Raw genomic sequence first — 15,615 nt, 5'->3', positions numbered from 1 at the left:
GGCAATGCTCCTCGCGCTCAGCGCGGATGGGGGGACGCGGAAGGGGATGGGGACGGCGCGGCCGCGCGGGGCAGCCAGCGCCAGAGCAGGTGCATCAGGGTCAGCGTGACCGCGCCGGACAGCGCGAACTGGGTCAGGCGGGTGAGCCAGACCATGACCGAGGTCGGGCCAGTGGCCAGCGCCGTACCGAAAATGATCAGTGCCGCGTTGCAGGCCACCAGCGCGACGGCGCTGACCGCCCCGCCAGCGCTGATCCAGCGTCCGAAGCCGATCATCACCAGCAGCAGCAACAGGCTCAGGAACAGCAGGTTCGGGGTGCTCAGCAGCGCCAGGTGCAGGCACCACCCCAGCAGCCCACCCGCCAGGTTGCCGAGCACCAGCGCGAGCGCATGCCGTGCACTGCGTTGCGTCTCGAAATTGATAACCAGCATCACCGTGGTGACGATCACCGGCAGCGCATCGACCAGCCCCAGCAGCAGATAGACCAGCAGGACCGGCAACAGCACCAGGGTCGAGACGATCGCCAGTGCGAGTGGCGAGCCCGGCAATGGACCGGCCGGTGGAGCCGCCGATGGCGCAGGCAGCGCCGGCCACAGCGCATGGACCCCCAGCATCAGCACTACCGCCAGCGCCATGCCGCGTACCAGCGCCCAAGGCAACACCGCGGCCTGCGCCGGTGCGGTCAACACCACCACCGGGATCACTGCAAGGCATATCAGCAGCAGCATCGCCGGCAGCCGCGCGCGGCCGAGCAGCAGGCCGAGGAAGGCGAGGAACATGCCGAGCAGGGTCAGCCCGAACAACACGATGGGCGTCCCACGCAACAGCGACGCCAGCAGGTACGGAGCCCAGGCCACGACCGTCATCACCATCACCAGGCCCAGCGCCATGCGTGGCGTCGGCCGCACCGGCAGACTCGCCAGCAGCACCGCGACCAGGACCGCCGCGAGGAAGCTCGGCCACCACTGCATCACCTCGCCGATGACGAACGCGGCGGTGACCGCGACGGCGAAGCGCAGCACGCCGTGCAGCCGGATCGTGGTCGCGCCGGAGGAGGCGTTCATTGCAGGTAGCTCAACTGCGCGGCCAGCCATATCCATGTCCGGGCCAGCGGATTGAGCAGCGAACGTTCGGCGGTCAGCACCACGACGCTGGCCTGCGCACCACTCCGCCCCGGCAGTCGCGCGGTCGGTTCCGTGGGCGGGTCGAGCACGATGCGCACGGGGAAACGCTGTGGTTCGCGCAGCCACCCGGTAGGCGCCGTGACCGTCGGCAGCTCACCGGTCGGCACTTCGCCCCCACGTGCAATGCCCTCGCCGATGCTGTCCACGCGCCCGACGAAGACCTGCCCCGGCCGATCGTCGAAAGCCACATAGGCCCGATTCCCGGGTGCGATGCGACCCAACTGGTTTTCGCGCATGGCCGCGGTGACCCAGCGCGGCCCGTCGCCGATGAACCCCAGCACGGGTTGGCCGCGGCCGACGAACTGGCCAGGCGCCAGCCGCAGATTGCTGATGGCGCCGGCCGCCGGCGCAACCACCGTGGCATGGCGCAGGTCCAGCGCGGCCTGGTCGACGACAGCCATCGCCTGGAGCACCTGTGGAGAGCCGCCCTCACCACTGCCCAGGCGGATCCGCGCACGCTCGGCCTCGGCCTCGGCGCGCTGGATCTCCGCGCGTGTGCGCGCGATGTCACTGCGGGCGCGGATCGCCGAGGTTTCGGACAAGGCGCGCTTGGCGGCGAGGTCCAGCACGATCCGGCCCAACTGCTGGCTGCTGGCCAGCTCCACTCGCTGGCGCTGCAGCTGCGCGGTGGCGACCCGCATGTCCGCGGCCGTCGCCTCCATTCCCTGCTGGACGACCGCCAGATTCGCCTGGGCCGCGCGCAGCGCGATTTCGAACGGCAGCGGATCCAGACGGAACAGCACCTGGCCGGCACGCACCGGGTGGTTGTCGCGCACCTCCACGCTCACCACCGGCCCACTCACTTCCGGCGCGATCTGGACCAGGAAACCGTCCACGGTGGCCTGCGAGGTATAGGGAGTGAAGCGGTCGGCGACGAGGTGATAGACGAAGACAAGCAGCAACAGCGCCAGCACCGCCTGCACGATCCGCCGAAGCGGCGGCCGCGCTGTCTGCGCTGCGCCGGTCGCGGCCTCGGAAGGATCTGCTTCTGTCGGCTGGTTCTGCATCGTGCCCTCTCCTGGTGTGTCGAAGGTGTCAGCGCGGCTGGCCGGAAACTTGCGCCCGGCTGGCCATCTGCCAGGTCCATCCCTCCCCGCCCAGGGCCTGATACAACGCGACGCTTGCCCGGTATCGGTCACCGCGTGCGCTGCTCAGCGCCAGCTCCGCGGAGAACAGCCCGCGTTCGGTATCAAGCACCTCCAGGTAATCCGCGTAGCCGTTGTCATACCGCTCTCCGGCCAGGGCAACCGCACGTCGCAATGCGCCCACCCGCCGTTCCAGCGACGCCACCAGGTCGGTCTTCGACTGGATGGCGGCCAGGGCGTCGTCGACGTCACGGAACGCGTTCTGGATCGTGCGCTGGTAGTCCAGCACCGCCTGCACGTTGCGGGCCTGCGCCTGTCTGTTTGCCGCATCGATGGCACCGCCGGCGAAGATCGGCCCCAGCAGCTGGCCAACGAAGGACCACGTCCGCGACGGACCACTGAACAGATCATCCAGCGCCGCACTGGCATGGCCGCCCTGCCCGGTCAGTGACAGGGACGGAAAATACAACGCCCGGGCCACCTGGATACGCGCATGCGCAGCCACCAGCTGCTGCTCGCTCTGCAGGATGTCCGGTCGCCGCGCGAGCAGATCGGAGGGTAGCCCTGCCGGCGGCACCGGCGGCTGCAGGGTCTGCAGGGTGCCGCCACGCGCGATCGGGCCGGGATTGCGTCCGACCAGGACCGACAACGCGTTCTCCTGCTCGGCCAGCGCCTGCTGCAGTTCCGGCACGGCCGCCACGGCGCTTTCGTACTCGGCGCTGACCTGCAGCATTTCGAACTCGGACAGTGCGCCGCCGTCCAGGCGCAGCTGGAAGAGCGCCACGCTCTCGCGGCGGCCGGCCACGGTGGCGTTGGCGATCTCCAGGCGTCGATCCAGATCGAGCAGGGTGATGTAGCCGGCCACCACCGCGGCGACCACGCTCAACGCCACGCCCCGCCGCGCCTGTTCGCTGGCCATCAACTCGGCACGTGCGGCGTCCTGTTCGCTGCGCAGGCGACCCCAGAGATCGAGCTCCCAACTGGCGAACAGGCCCACCGCGTGCGTGCCGGATGGACCGATCCCCTGCGCCCGTTGACGGCCCGAGCTGACGCCGTAGCCCAGCTGCGGCAACGCGGCCGCCCGGGCAGCCGCGACCCGGGCGGCGAACTCGTCCACCCGCGCCACCGCGATGCCCAGATCGTGATTGGCGCGCAGCGCTTCGTCGACGAGCGCATCAAGCTTCGCATCGCCGAAGCCCTGCCACCAAGGGGCCAGTGCGTCGAGCGAAGGGCCGTCCGCCGGTGCCGTTGCGATCCCGGGCAGCCGATACGCGGCAGGCACCTCCACGGTGGGCCGCACATAGGCAGGCGTGGACATGCATCCGCTCGTGGCCAGCACACCGAGCAGCGCCGCGCCGCAGACACCGGGGGCAGACCGTACACGCAGCCGGGCGCAGACCGTCCGTGCAGCCGATGCCGCGCGCGGAGAGATCACTGACTGCGGGCACGTCATGGCGGCACCCTGTGTCTGGAGGGGATGGCGGATCAAACGATCCTCAGGCGCGTGCACCTTGCATCCCCCGGGTGCCCCGGCCTTCCGCGCATCATGCGCCCGGACGGGAAGGTTGGATCTCAGTATTTCTACCGTTCCGCGCAAGACGGGCGTCGCCTCACCCGACACTAGACGACCGGTCTAATCAGGCGTACAGTTCCTCCCATGACCTCCGCCTCCGCCACCTCCCCCGTCCGCGACACGATCCTGGCCACCGGCCAGCGGATCATGGGCGCCAAAGGCTTCTCCGCCGTCGGCCTCAATGAAGTGCTCGCGGCGGCGGGCGTCCCCAAGGGCTCGTTCTACCACTACTTCGCTTCCAAGGAGGCGTTCGGCGAGGCGCTGCTGGAGGACTACTTCACCGCCTATCTCGCCGACATGGACCGCATCTTCCGGCAGCCCGGGCAGACCAAGGCCGAGCAGCTGGAGGCGTATTTCGCTGCATGGCAGGACAGCCAGTCGTTCGAGGATTGCCAGGGCAAGTGCCTGGCGGTGAAGCTCGGTGCGGAAGTCGCCGACCTGTCCGAGCCCATGCGGGCCGCCCTGCAGCGCGGCACCACCGGGATCACTGATCGTCTGGCGCGGGCGCTTGACGCAGGCGTCGCCGACGGATCGGTGACGATCCAGGACCCGCCCGATGCGGTGGCGCGGCGCCTGTACCAGCTGTGGCTGGGCACCAGCATCATGGTCAAGATCGCGCGCACGGCCCGCCCCTTCCAGGACGCCGTGGCGTTGACCAGCCGCCTTCTGCATACCGCCCCCTGACAAAGGGATGTCTCACGCACGCCGGCATCGGCGTGTCTTTCTCGGCCCCATCACTAGACGACCAGTCTAATCAAGCGCCCACAGGAGTATCACCCATGAAAGTCCTCATCGTATTGACGTCCCACGACGAACTCGGCAACACCGGCAAGAAGACCGGCTTCTGGCTGGAAGAGCTGGCCGCGCCGTATTACACCTTCAAGGATGCCGGCGCCGAGATCGTGCTGGCCTCGCCCAAGGGCGGGCAGCCGCCGCTTGATCCCAAGAGCAACGAGCCCGACTTCAAGACCGACGCCACCCGTCGTTTTGAAGCCGATGCGGACGCCAACGCACAGCTGGCCGACACCGTGCGCCTGGACAGCGTCTCGCAGGCGGACTTCGATACCGTGTTCTATCCCGGCGGCCACGGCCCGCTCTGGGACCTGGCCGAAGACCGCCATTCCGTTGCGCTGATCGAAGCCTTCATCGCTGCCGGCAAGCCGGTGGCCCTGGTCTGCCATGCGCCGGGCGTACTGCGTGACGTCAAAACTGCCGAAGGTACCCCGCTGGTCCAAGGCAGGAAGGTCACCGGTTTCACCAACACCGAAGAAGCCGGCGTCGGCCTGACCGAGGTGGTGCCCTTCCTGGTGGAGGACATGCTCAAGGCAGCGGGCGGCCACTATTCCAAGGGACCGGACTGGGGCTCGTACGTGGTCGCCGATGGCTTGCTGATCACCGGCCAGAATCCGGCCTCCTCGGCGGAGACGGCCGCGGTGCTGCTGCGGACGGTGGCTTCCGCCGCCGCCTGATCACGGGCGACGGGCGCAGGTTGCGCGATGTCCCACGCTGCCAAGGACGGCAGCAGCGGCAACAGATGTCTCATGCACACGTGTTGTCCTCCAGGATGCGGGCCTTCCCTTTACGGCGAGGTGGGGAACCCGGCTTCGGCCAAGGCCGCAACAAACGCCTCCCGCCCGTGGGCGCTCTCGACACGCACTTCGCGTGCGGGCGGATCGGTCTCGATCCGCGCGTCTGGATCGACGCCCTGAAGGGCCTTGGTGACCGAACGGGCACAGCCGCCGCAGGTCATGGTGGGGATGATGAAACGATGCATGGCGACCTCGCCGTCGTGGGTGTAAGCCCACTGTCAGGGATGACAACGTGGCAAGGTCAAGCGATTGTCGTGGAGCATCGCAGGTTATTCATGCCCGCGTTATCCGCCGCGCGGGAGCAGATGCGTCCACGCCCGGTGCGGGGCATGGACGCGGCCCGGTCGATCAGGACCGTGGCTTGCGGGACAGACGTCCGCGCGAAGACACGGGCGTATCGGCGCCGAACAGCGGCGTCTTGCGAGGCTTCCTGGCCGCTGCGGTCTCCACCGGCGCCGCAGCCGGCTGCGCCAGGTCGGCGATGATCGGGCAGTCCGGCCGGTCATTGCCGTGGCAATGCGCGGCCAGGTGCTCCAGCGTCTGCACCATGGCCTGCAGCTCGGCGATCTTCGCCTTCAGCCCATCCACATGGGACAGCGCCACCGCCTTGACGTCAGCGCTGGCACGCTCGCGGTCCTGCCACAGCACCAGCAGTTCGCCGATCTGCTCGACGGAAAAACCGAGGTCGCGCGCACGCCGGATGAAACGCAGGCTGTGCGCGTCCTGCGGGCTGTAATGCCGGTAGCCCGCCTCCGAGCGCGCGGCCGGGGGAATCAGGCCGATCTGTTCGTAGTAGCGGATCATCTTCGCCGAGACACCCGAGAACGTCGCGGCTTCACCAATATTCATCGTACGGTCCTCATCGCGCCTTCCTCCACGCCGGTACCCAGCGTATCGGCCTGCATCGGTGCATGGAAGCGCTTGAGCCGCAGCGCGTTGCCGAGCACGAACACACTGGACAACGCCATCGCCGCGGCGGCGAAGACCGGCGAAAGCAGCGTGCCGTTCAGCGGGTACAGCAGGCCCGCCGCGACCGGAATCAGCACCGCGTTGTAGGCGAAGGCCCAGAACAGGTTCTGCTTGATGTTGCGGATCGTCGCCTGGCTCAGCGTGATCGCGTTGGGCACGCCACGCAGGTCGCCGGACATCAGCACCACATCGGCGGCTTCGATCGCCACGTCCGTGCCGGTGCCGATCGCCAGCCCGACATCGGCCTCGGCCAGCGCCGGTGCGTCGTTGATGCCGTCCCCGACGAACGCCACCCTGGCGCCGCCCGCGCGGAAGCGCTTGAGCGCAGCCACCTTGCCATCCGGCAGCACTTCAGCCGCCACTTCATCGATGCCGAGCTGGCGCGCGATCGCTGCCGCCGTGGCCGCGTTGTCACCGGTGATCATCGCCACCTTCAGGCCCAGTGCATGCAGCGCCTGGATAGCCGCGGGCGTGCTTTCCTTGATGGGGTCTGCCACCGCGATCACCGCCGCCAGGCGACCGTCGATGGCGGCATACAGCGGGCTCCTGCCCTGCTCGCCCAGCCGCTGCGCGGTGGGCTGGAAAGCGGTCACGTCCAGGCCGAGCCGGGTCATGTAGCGGTCCGCGCCCACGGCTACGGTGCGGCCACCGACCTGCGCGGACACACCGAAGCCGGGCACCGCCTCGAAGCGCTCGAGGGTCGCCAGTGCAAGCCCACGCGTTCTGGCGGCAGCCACGATGGCCTCGGCGATGGGATGCTCCGAGCGGGTTTCCACCGCAGCGACCAGCGCCAGCACTTCATCGGCCTGGAAGCCGTCGGCCGGCTCCAGGTCGGTCAGTTCGGGACGGCCCCTGGTCAGCGTGCCGGTCTTGTCCAGCGCGATCACGCTCACATCGCGCAATGCCTGCAGCGCTTCGCCCTTGCGGAACAGGATCCCCAGCTCCGCCGCGCGGCCCGTGCCGACCATGATCGAGGTCGGCGTGGCCAGGCCCATCGCGCAGGGGCAGGCAATGATCAGCACCGCCACGGCGTTGACCAGTGCAAAGGTCAGCGCCGGGGTGGGGCCGAACACCAGCCAGATCAGGAAGGTGAGCGCGGCGGCGGCCATCACCGCCGGCACGAACCACATGGTGACCTTGTCCACCAGCGCCTGGATCGGCAGCTTGGAGCCCTGCGCTTGCTCGACCAGACGGATGATCTGCGCCAGCACCGTGTCCCCGCCCACCTTGGTGACGCGGAAACTGAAGGCACCGGTGGTGTTGAGCGTACCGCCCACCACCTCCGCGCCCACGGCCTTGGCCACCGGTACCGGCTCACCGGTGATCATGCTTTCGTCGACATAGGAGGCACCCTCCACCACCTCGCCATCGACCGGCACCTTCTCGCCCGGGCGGACCAGCACGATGTCGTCCAGCGTGACCTGTTCAAGCGGCACTTCGACGGTCTCCCCACCGCGCTGCACGCGCGCGGTCCGCGCCTGCAACCCGACCAGGCGCTTGATCGCCTGCGAGGTACGGCCCTTGGCCCGCGCCTCCAGCGTGCGGCCGAGCAGGATCAGGGTCACGATCACCACGGCCGCCTCGAAGTAGACATTTGCGGTTCCCGGCGGGAGTGCGCCCGGTGCGAAGGTCGCGACCACGGAATAGCCGTACGCCGCTGCCGTGCCCAGCGACACCAGCGAGTTCATGTCGGGGGCGCCGCGAAGCAGTGCCGGCACGCCCTTGCGGAAGAAGCGCAGGCCCGGCCCGAACAGCACCAGCGTGGCCAGCGCGAACTGCAGGTACCAGCTGGTCTGCAACCCCACGGTGTGCACTACCCAGTGATGCATGGCCGGGACGAGGTGCGAGCCCATTTCCAGGATGAAGACCGGCAGGGTCAGCACCGCCGCCAGCAGCAGGGAACGGCGCAGCGCGCGTGCTTCGCCTTCGCGGCGTTGCTCGTCCTGGTCACCGGTTGCGGCCGTGCTCACACTGACCGGCCGCGCGGTGTAGCCGGCGTTCTCGACGGCGGCCTGAAGATCGGCCACGGACACCGTGCCGGCCAGATGCCGCACCTGCGCCCGCTCGGTGGCCAGGTTGACGCTGGCCTCGATGACGCCCGGCAGCTGCGCAAGACTGCGTTCCACGCGACCGACGCAGGACGCACAGGTCATCCCCTCGATGCTCAGCTCGGTGGTGTCTTCGCGGACGCTGTAGCCCGCGCTTTCGATGGCGCGCACCGCTGCCTGCGGGTCGGGCGCACCGATGAAGCTGAGATCGGCCCGCTCCGTGGCGAGGTTGACCGCGGCGGTCTGCACGCCGGGGACGGCGGTCAGCGCACGCTCCACCCGGCCCACGCAGGAGGCGCAGGTCATCCCCTCGATGGGCAGACTCAGGCGGCTGATCGGCGCGCCGGACCGGGAGATTACAGACGACATGGGCAGTCCTTGGGGTGAGGTTACCTGCCACCCTAAAGATTCCCATCATGGGAAGGTCAAGCCCCTCTTAACGGGGACGGAGGGGATTATTAATCCCCTCCGTCCCCGTTAAATAGCCTTACGGCTGTGCCGGGGTGCCGTCGGCGGTAACCCGCCAGATGGTGTTGGAGAGATCGTCGGCGACGATCAGCGCGCCGCGCGGATCGACGGTGACGCCCACCGGGCGGCCACGGGTCTTGCCGTCTTCGCCGAAGAAGCCGCTCACGAAATCGATCGGTTCGCCGGCCGGGCGGCCATTGCTGAAGGGCACGAACACGACCTTGTAGCCCACCGGCGGATTGCGGTTCCAGCTGCCATGCTCACCGACGAAGACACCCTCGGCGAACTGCGTGCCCATCACCGGGGACGAGAAGGCCACGCCCAGCGCGGCCACGTGCGAACCCAGCGCATAGTCCGGTGCGATCGCCGAGGCGACCTTCTCCGGGTTCTGCGGCATCACCCGGCGGTCCACGTTCTTGCCCCAGTAGCTGTAGGGCCACCCATAGAAGCCGCCCTCCTTCACCGAGGTGAGGTAATCGGGCACCAGGTTGGGGCCGATCTCGTCACGTTCGTTGACCACCGCCCACAACGTGCCCGTGTCCGGCTGGATCGCCAACGCAGTGGGATTGCGGATGCCGGTGGCGTAATCCTTGTGCGCGCCGGTGACCGCATCGATCTGCCAGATCCGCGCGCGATCGATCTCCACCGCCATGCCACGCTCGGTGATGTTGCTGTTGGAGCCGATGCCCACGTACAGATAACGGCCATCGGCGCTGGCGGTCATCGCCTTGGTCCAGTGATGGTTGATCGCCGCGGGCAGGTCGGTGAGCTTGACCGGTGCGCCACTCGCCTTGGTCTGCCCTTCCTGGTAGTCAAAGCGCACCACCGCGTCCTGGTTGGCAACAAAGATCGCATTGCCGATCATCGCCAGGCCGTACGGCGCGTTGAGCTTGTCGGCGAACACCGTTTTCAATTCGTAGACGCCATCGCCATCGGCGTCGCGCAGCAGGGTCAGTCGGTTGCCGCTCTTGACCGCGGTATTGCCCTTGGCCTTGATCTTGCCGGCGATGACATCCTTCGGCTTGAGGTTCGGCGCGCTGCCGCCGCGGCCTTCGGCCACGAGAATGTCGCCGTTGGGCAGCACCAGGGTCTGCCGCGGAATGGCCAGATCGGTGGCGATCGCCGAGATGCGGTAGCCCTTGGGCACGGTGGGGAGCATGTCACCCCATTGCGCCGGCTTGGCGATGGTCATGTCCGGCATCAGCCCGCGATGCGGCTTGGGCATCTCCGGGTTGCCGCCATACTGTTCCAGCTCCGGCGCCTTGCCGCTGCAGGCAGCCAGGGCGACCGCAAGCGCGGAGACCGAGAGGATGCGGAGCGTCGTCTGGCGGCTCATCGCACACCTCCCACGCGCAGGCTGGACAGTCCCACCCAGGTGGCGATCAGCGCCAGCACGGTCAGGATCACCGAGAGCACCAGGCCCGCCGGCATCACCGCCCACGCGTCGCGCGCATGGTGCAGGCAGTTGATGAAGCCCACGCCCCATATCACGGCGAGAATCACCACGTAAGCGAGGTTGCGACTGCCACGGACCAGCCCGACGATCCCGCACAGCAGCGCCAGCGTGGTCATCACCATTGCCCCGATCAGCAGCCAGGACGCGAAGTTGGCCCACTGGATCTCGTACGAACTCCAATACGCATAGTCCGCCAGCAGCGCGCCGAGGAACAACGGCAGCACGCCGCCCAGTACAGCGGCGTGGAACGGATGGATGACCCATGATCGGGTCAGGACAACGGTCGAAGCCATGGTGGTCTCCTGGTGAGGGGGCGAATCTCTCCCGATCCTGCCACCCCCGGCGTGATGGGGGTGCCGATGGCTCAGGTATCGGCCAGGTCCCACTACGGCGGCGAGCCGATCGCATCAGTCAGGAACGCGGAAACCTCGCGGACCTTCCGCCTGATCGAACGGGGCCGGCAGCAATGCCGACCCTTCTGGTTACCCTTCCCAGCTCACGCCCTTGGGCGCACTGGAAAAACCCGCGGCACGCAGGGCATCCATCAAGGCGTCGCGCTTCACCACCGCGTCGTTGATCAGCTCGAGGGTGAAGGAACTGCGCCGGCCACGCCTGAGCGCACTGGCCAGTGCCTGCGAGGCCGCGCCAAGCGACGGATCATCCGCCTCGACATACACCTGCAGGTGGCGCCCCCCCTGGGCCAGATACATCAGCAGGCGCCCACCGCCGATCACCACGAACGCGCCAGCCCGCCGCACCGGACGCTGCCCCGTGCGATGCACCGGCCACGGCAGCAGCGTACCGAACGGATTGGCCGGGTCCACCGCGGACAGGCCGACCGCGATGTCGGCAGCCCCCGGCCGCAGCGCCTCGGCAATCCCGCGCAGGCGGTCCACCAGCAGGCGGTCAGCGAACTGCGCCCCGCCCAGCCCCTCCACGAAACGCCCGCGCAGCACGCGGCCGGTGTCCTCCATCCCACGATAGACCTGCTGCAACGCCGGGAAGCCGCCGGCAATCCCTTCCGCGACGGCCGCGCCACGGGTCACGATGCCGTGGCGATCCAGCAGGCCCTCGGCCAGGGCCACCGCACGCACGGTGTCACTCACCGCCTCCCGTTGCAGCAGCGACCAGCGACCGGCCCGCGTCGGCGCCGCGAAGCTGGCGGGGCCCGGCGGCGAACCCTCACTGACGGCGGGCATGTCGTGCATCGGGATGCCGCGGAAACCGCGGCTGCGCCGCGACGTCCTGGCTACGCGGGGGCGCGGCGGGCGCGTGCCGGACAGCGCGCGCAGCGGCGCCCACAGGTCGGTGGTCACCTGGCCTGACCAGGCCAGGTCCCACAGGGCACTCTGCAGCTGGTCGGGGGTGATCTCCGGGCTGGTCGTGCCGGCGTGCTCCCACAGGCTGCGCACGGCCGCGGCCAGTTGCCGTGCGAAGTACGCACCACCGTCGGCCAGCACCTGCAGGATGCCGGTCTGCAACGGGGAGAGCTCCGCGTTGGCGGGGAGTGCCGGCAGGGTCTCGGCGGCCAGTTCCTGCAGGTGCAGCGCGACCAGGCCGTCGTCCTCGCCGATGCGGCCATGGCCTGACCACAGCACCGTGCCGGTCGCGAGCAGTTCGTCCAGCAGTCCGGGCGCGTAGTCCACCACCCGCGCGGGCAATATCTGCTGCTCCCATACCGAGGCGGGCAGCGGCACGCCGGCCAGCAGTTCCACGACCCGTGCCACGCCGTCGATGCCCTCCAGCGCACTGCGGGCCGGGGTCTGCATGCCACGGGCGGCCTGGGCGGCATCGGCGATCAGGCCATGCCGTTCCAGCACCAGCAATGCGTAAGCCTCGCGGGGCACCGGCCGGGTGGCCTCGCGCGCGGCCTGCAGCGAGCGCACCCGCAACCGCCGGAACACGTCCTCGCTTACCCATTCGTGACGGGCCAATGGCACCGGCGCCGGCATCGCGCCGGCACCTTCCGACTGCCGGCGGACAACGCCGAAGGCGCCCTTCAGCAGCTTGCCCTGCATCTCCAGCCGGGTCAGCGCGGCATCGGCCACGGCCACGCCCAGCCCAAACGCCGCTGCTGCGTCGGCGGTGGTGAACGGCGGATGGCTGCGGGCATAGCGCGCCAGCAACTCGCCCAACGGATCGGCAGCCGGCTGCAGGAATGCGTCGGGCAGGTCCGCCGCCATAGCGACACCGAGCGCGTCGCGCAGGCGTGCGGCATCTTCGATGGCGGCCCAGTGTTCGACCCCGGCGATCGGAATCCGGATCGCGCGGCGCTCCCGCTCCAATGCCTGGAGCAGCGGCAGCGGCTCGGCGTCGATGAGGCGCGCGGCCAGCGCAGCCGCCGTGAGCGGGCCCAGCTCGCGCAGCAGATCGGCAACGCCCTCCTTGCCCTTGGCGCGGCGATCCGGCGCGCGCCGCTGCAGCGCCTCGCCCATCGTGTCGACCACGGTGGGATCGAGCAGTTCGCCCAGATCCACCTGGCCGAGCAGATCCCCCAGCAGGCCGCTGTCGAGCGAGAGCACCGACGCGCGGCGCTCGGCCAGCGGCACGTCGGTGCCGTACATGAACTCGGCGACATAGCCGAACAGCAGGTTCGCCGCGAACGGTGATGGCACCTCGGTGGTGACCTCGGCCATCGCCACGCGCCCATCGGCCAGCCGCTGCATCAACCCATCCAGTGCGTCCAGATCGTAGACGTCCTGCAGGCATTCGCGCGCGGTTTCGATCAGGATCGGAAATTCGGGGTAGCCCTGCGCGATCCCGAGCAGTTCGCCCGCGCGCAGGCGCTGCTGCCACAGCGGGGAGCGGCGGCCCGGCGTGCGCCGCGGCAACAACAGTGCGCGCGCCGCGCATTCGCGGAAGCGGGCGGCGAACAAGGCCGAGCCGCCCACCGCACGGGTCACCTCGCTGCGCAGCCGCTCCGGCTCGAACAGGAACAGCTCCGCTCCGGGCAGGCGGCCGGCAGCGTCGGGCAGCCGCGCGATGATGCCGTCATCACTGGCCACCACCGCCGGATCGATGCCCCAGCGCTCGCGGATGCGCGCGGCCATCGCCAGCGCCCACGGGTCATGCACGCGCCGGCCATACGGCGAATGCAGCATCAACCGCCAGTCGCCGGATTCGTCGCGGCAACGTTCCACCACCAGGGTGCGATCGGTGGGTAGCAGGCCGGTGGCCTCACGTTGTTCGCCCAGCAGGCCGACGATGTTGGCGACCGCGTTGTCGGCCAACCCATCGGCCTGCAGCCGCGCCCGCAGCGCGGGGGAAACGTCGCCCTCGCCGACCGCGCCTTCCAGCGCCCCGATGAAGGCACCGACCGCTTCGCCCAGCTCGGCCGGGCGCCCCACGCCTTCGCCCCGCCAGAACGGCAGCCGCGCCGAGCGGCCCGGTGCCGGGGTCACCACCACCTGGTCATGGGTGATCTGTTCGATGCGCCACGACGTCGCGCCGAGCGTGATCACGTCATTGACGCGCGACTCATGGACCATTTCCTCGTCCAGCTCGCCGACCCGGCGCGAGCCCGCGCGTTCCTCGCCCTCCGGCAGCATCACGCTGAACATGCCGCGGTCGGGAATGGTGCCGCCGCTGGTGACGGCCAGCTGCTTCGATCCGGGCCGGGCGCTCAGCTCACCGGTGTCGCGGTTCCAGACCAGCCGTGGGCGGAAGCCGGCGAAATCATCGGACGGGTAGCGCCCGGCCAGCATGTCCAGCGTGGCATCGAAGGCGCTGCGCGGCAGCGACCGGTACGGCGCCGCGCGACGCACACAGGCAAACCACGCCTCCACCTGCAGCGTATCCATCGCCGCGGCGGCCACGGTCTGCTGGGCCAGCACGTCCAGCGGATTGCGCGGAGGGTCGATCGCCTCGATATCGCCGCCGAGCATGCGCTCCACCGCGACCGTGGCATCGATCAGATCGCGGCGGGTGCGTGGGTAGACCAGGCCGGTGGAGATGCCGCCCACCTGGTGGCTGGCGCGCCCGACCCGCTGCAGTGCGCTGGCCACCGAGGGCGGCGCGGCGACCTGGATGACCAGATCGACCAGGCCCATGTCGATGCCCAGTTCCAGACTGGAGGTGGCGACCACGCAGCGCAGCGCACCGGATTTGAGCGCCTGTTCGATCTCGCGGCGCTGCTCTTTGGACACCGAGCCATGGTGTGAACGTGCGATCAGCGGCTCTGCCCCGGCCGAGCGCGCGGCGGTGCCGCCAGTGAAGGAACCATGGTGCTCTGCCGCCGGAGCCTGCGTTGGCCGCTGCGCGAGGCGCTCGGCGTACAGCTCGTTGAGCCGCGCCGTCAGCTTCTCGGCCACGCCGCGCGAATTGGCGAACACGATGGTGGAGCGCCGCGCCAGCACCTGGTCGAGAATGCTGGCCTCCACGTGCGGCCAGATCGACCCCAGCCGCCCGGACGACGGCGAAGCCTCCGAAGCGCCGGGATGGGGCGGCAGGTCGGCCATGTCCTCCACCGGCACGACGATGCGCACATCCAATGCCCGTTGCGACGGCGGATGGACCACGCTGACCGGACGGTCGCCCCCGAGGAACCGCGCAACCTCCTCGACCGGCCGCACCGTGGCAGAGAGGCCGATGCGCTGCGCCGGCACCGCCAGCAGGCACTCCAGCCGCTCCAGGCTCAGCGCCAGATGGGTGCCGCGCTTGCTGCCGGCCACCGCATGGATTTCATCGATGATCACGGTATGCACGTCGCGCAGCGTCTCGCGCGCCTGCGAGGTCAACATCAGGAACAACGATTCGGGCGTGGTGATCAGGATGTCGGGCGGGTGCCGGACCAGCCGCGCCCGCTCCGCGGCCGTGGTATCCCCGGTGCGGATCGCCACGGACAGGTTGACCGCCGGATCGCCGCGCCGCTCACGCTCGGCGCTGACCCCCTGCAAGGGAATCTGCAGGTTGCGCTGCACGTCGGCGCCGAGCGCCTTGATCGGCGAGAGGTACAGCACGCGGGTGCCGCGCTTCTTCGGCGGCGCTGGATCGGAGGGCGGAACGCTGGATGGCTCGCCGCTGCGGAACAACTGGTCGATCGCGTGCAGGAACGCCGCCAGCGTCTTGCCCGAACCGGTCGGCGCGATCACCAGCGTGTGCTCGCCGGCGCCGATCGCAGCCCAGGCATGCGCCTGCGCCGGCGTGGGCGCGGTGAACGCCGCGATGAACCAGGCGCGCGTGGCCGGGGTGAAGGTGGCCAGCGAACCGGTGGGGGAAGCGTTCGGGGTGGGCATGCAACAACG

Annotated in this window: 11 protein-coding genes; 2 read left to right on the top strand and 9 right to left on the bottom strand. The window is 69.5% G+C overall.

What is annotated here, in order from left to right; translation table 11 throughout:
- Positions 1–17: 17 nt before the first annotated feature.
- The 3 genes from PV764_RS14140 to PV764_RS14130 are packed head-to-tail and all read right to left on the bottom strand — an operon-like array spanning position 18 to position 3,722.
- Complete coding sequence (locus PV764_RS14140) at positions 18–1,064, bottom strand: DUF2955 domain-containing protein (protein WP_019184648.1); 1,047 nt, start codon at positions 1,062–1,064, stop codon at positions 18–20.
- A complete protein-coding gene (locus tag PV764_RS14135) occupies positions 1,061–2,191 on the bottom strand; it encodes an HlyD family secretion protein (RefSeq protein ID WP_019184649.1) in 1,131 nt (376 codons plus the stop codon). The genes PV764_RS14140 and PV764_RS14135 overlap by 4 nt, the downstream gene beginning before the upstream one ends.
- 28 nt (positions 2,192–2,219) lie before the next feature.
- Positions 2,220–3,722, bottom strand: a complete 1,503-nt coding sequence (locus PV764_RS14130; protein ID WP_421116906.1) for an efflux transporter outer membrane subunit — start codon at positions 3,720–3,722, stop codon at positions 2,220–2,222.
- 204 nt (positions 3,723–3,926) lie between these two features.
- Between PV764_RS14130 and PV764_RS14125 the strand changes: the two genes are divergently transcribed.
- Both PV764_RS14125 and PV764_RS14120 read left to right on the top strand, forming a co-directional pair.
- Positions 3,927–4,526, top strand: a complete 600-nt coding sequence (locus PV764_RS14125; RefSeq protein ID WP_019184651.1) for a TetR/AcrR family transcriptional regulator — start codon at positions 3,927–3,929, stop codon at positions 4,524–4,526.
- Between the two features lie 95 nt (positions 4,527–4,621).
- Positions 4,622–5,311: a type 1 glutamine amidotransferase domain-containing protein gene (locus tag PV764_RS14120; protein ID WP_421116905.1), complete on the top strand. Its 690-nt coding sequence runs from the start codon at positions 4,622–4,624 to the stop codon at positions 5,309–5,311.
- A 110-nt stretch (positions 5,312–5,421) separates the two neighbouring features.
- On the opposite strand, the gene PV764_RS14115 is transcribed toward PV764_RS14120, so the two are convergent.
- The 6 genes from PV764_RS14115 to PV764_RS14090 form a co-directional block, all read right to left on the bottom strand.
- Positions 5,422–5,616, bottom strand: coding sequence for a heavy-metal-associated domain-containing protein (locus tag PV764_RS14115; protein ID WP_421116904.1), 195 nt, complete (start codon positions 5,614–5,616; stop codon positions 5,422–5,424).
- 163 nt (positions 5,617–5,779) lie between these two features.
- Complete coding sequence (gene cueR / locus PV764_RS14110; RefSeq protein WP_284129218.1) at positions 5,780–6,280, bottom strand: Cu(I)-responsive transcriptional regulator; 501 nt, start codon at positions 6,278–6,280, stop codon at positions 5,780–5,782.
- Complete coding sequence (locus tag PV764_RS14105; protein WP_421116903.1) at positions 6,277–8,817, bottom strand: heavy metal translocating P-type ATPase; 2,541 nt, start codon at positions 8,815–8,817, stop codon at positions 6,277–6,279. The genes cueR and PV764_RS14105 overlap by 4 nt, the downstream gene beginning before the upstream one ends.
- A gap of 118 nt (positions 8,818–8,935) precedes the next feature.
- Positions 8,936–10,252: a PQQ-dependent sugar dehydrogenase gene (locus PV764_RS14100; RefSeq protein ID WP_019184656.1), complete on the bottom strand. Its 1,317-nt coding sequence runs from the start codon at positions 10,250–10,252 to the stop codon at positions 8,936–8,938.
- Positions 10,249–10,665, bottom strand: a complete 417-nt coding sequence (locus PV764_RS14095) for a DUF2231 domain-containing protein (protein WP_019184657.1) — start codon at positions 10,663–10,665, stop codon at positions 10,249–10,251. The genes PV764_RS14100 and PV764_RS14095 overlap by 4 nt, the downstream gene beginning before the upstream one ends.
- Before the next feature lie 189 nt (positions 10,666–10,854).
- Complete coding sequence (locus PV764_RS14090) at positions 10,855–15,606, bottom strand: ATP-dependent helicase (RefSeq protein ID WP_421116902.1); 4,752 nt, start codon at positions 15,604–15,606, stop codon at positions 10,855–10,857.
- Between the last annotated feature and the right edge of the window lie 9 nt (positions 15,607–15,615).

It is taken from the genome of Stenotrophomonas sp. AS1 (assembly GCF_048957655.1).
Lineage (GTDB): Bacteria > Pseudomonadota > Gammaproteobacteria > Xanthomonadales > Xanthomonadaceae > Stenotrophomonas > Stenotrophomonas bentonitica_A.
Note: the sequence above shows the minus strand (reverse complement) of the source record. Positions and strands in the feature narration are given on the sequence as shown.

Excerpts from the sequence above, each read along its gene's own strand:
- PV764_RS14120 (WP_421116905.1), top strand. The coding sequence starts at position 4,622 with ATGAAAGTCCTCATCGTATTGACGTCCCACGACGAACTCGGCAACACC.
- PV764_RS14090 (WP_421116902.1), bottom strand. The coding sequence starts at position 15,606 with ATGCCCACCCCGAACGCTTCCCCCACCGGTTCGCTGGCCACCTTCACC.
- PV764_RS14140 (WP_019184648.1), bottom strand. The coding sequence starts at position 1,064 with ATGAACGCCTCCTCCGGCGCGACCACGATCCGGCTGCACGGCGTGCTG.
- PV764_RS14100 (WP_019184656.1), bottom strand. The coding sequence starts at position 10,252 with ATGAGCCGCCAGACGACGCTCCGCATCCTCTCGGTCTCCGCGCTTGCG.
- cueR (WP_284129218.1), bottom strand. The coding sequence starts at position 6,280 with ATGAATATTGGTGAAGCCGCGACGTTCTCGGGTGTCTCGGCGAAGATG.
- PV764_RS14115 (WP_421116904.1), bottom strand. The coding sequence starts at position 5,616 with ATGCATCGTTTCATCATCCCCACCATGACCTGCGGCGGCTGTGCCCGT.
- PV764_RS14135 (WP_019184649.1), bottom strand. The coding sequence starts at position 2,191 with ATGCAGAACCAGCCGACAGAAGCAGATCCTTCCGAGGCCGCGACCGGC.
- PV764_RS14095 (WP_019184657.1), bottom strand. The coding sequence starts at position 10,665 with ATGGCTTCGACCGTTGTCCTGACCCGATCATGGGTCATCCATCCGTTC.
- PV764_RS14105 (WP_421116903.1), bottom strand. The coding sequence starts at position 8,817 with ATGTCGTCTGTAATCTCCCGGTCCGGCGCGCCGATCAGCCGCCTGAGT.
- PV764_RS14130 (WP_421116906.1), bottom strand. The coding sequence starts at position 3,722 with ATGACGTGCCCGCAGTCAGTGATCTCTCCGCGCGCGGCATCGGCTGCA.
- PV764_RS14125 (WP_019184651.1), top strand. The coding sequence starts at position 3,927 with ATGACCTCCGCCTCCGCCACCTCCCCCGTCCGCGACACGATCCTGGCC.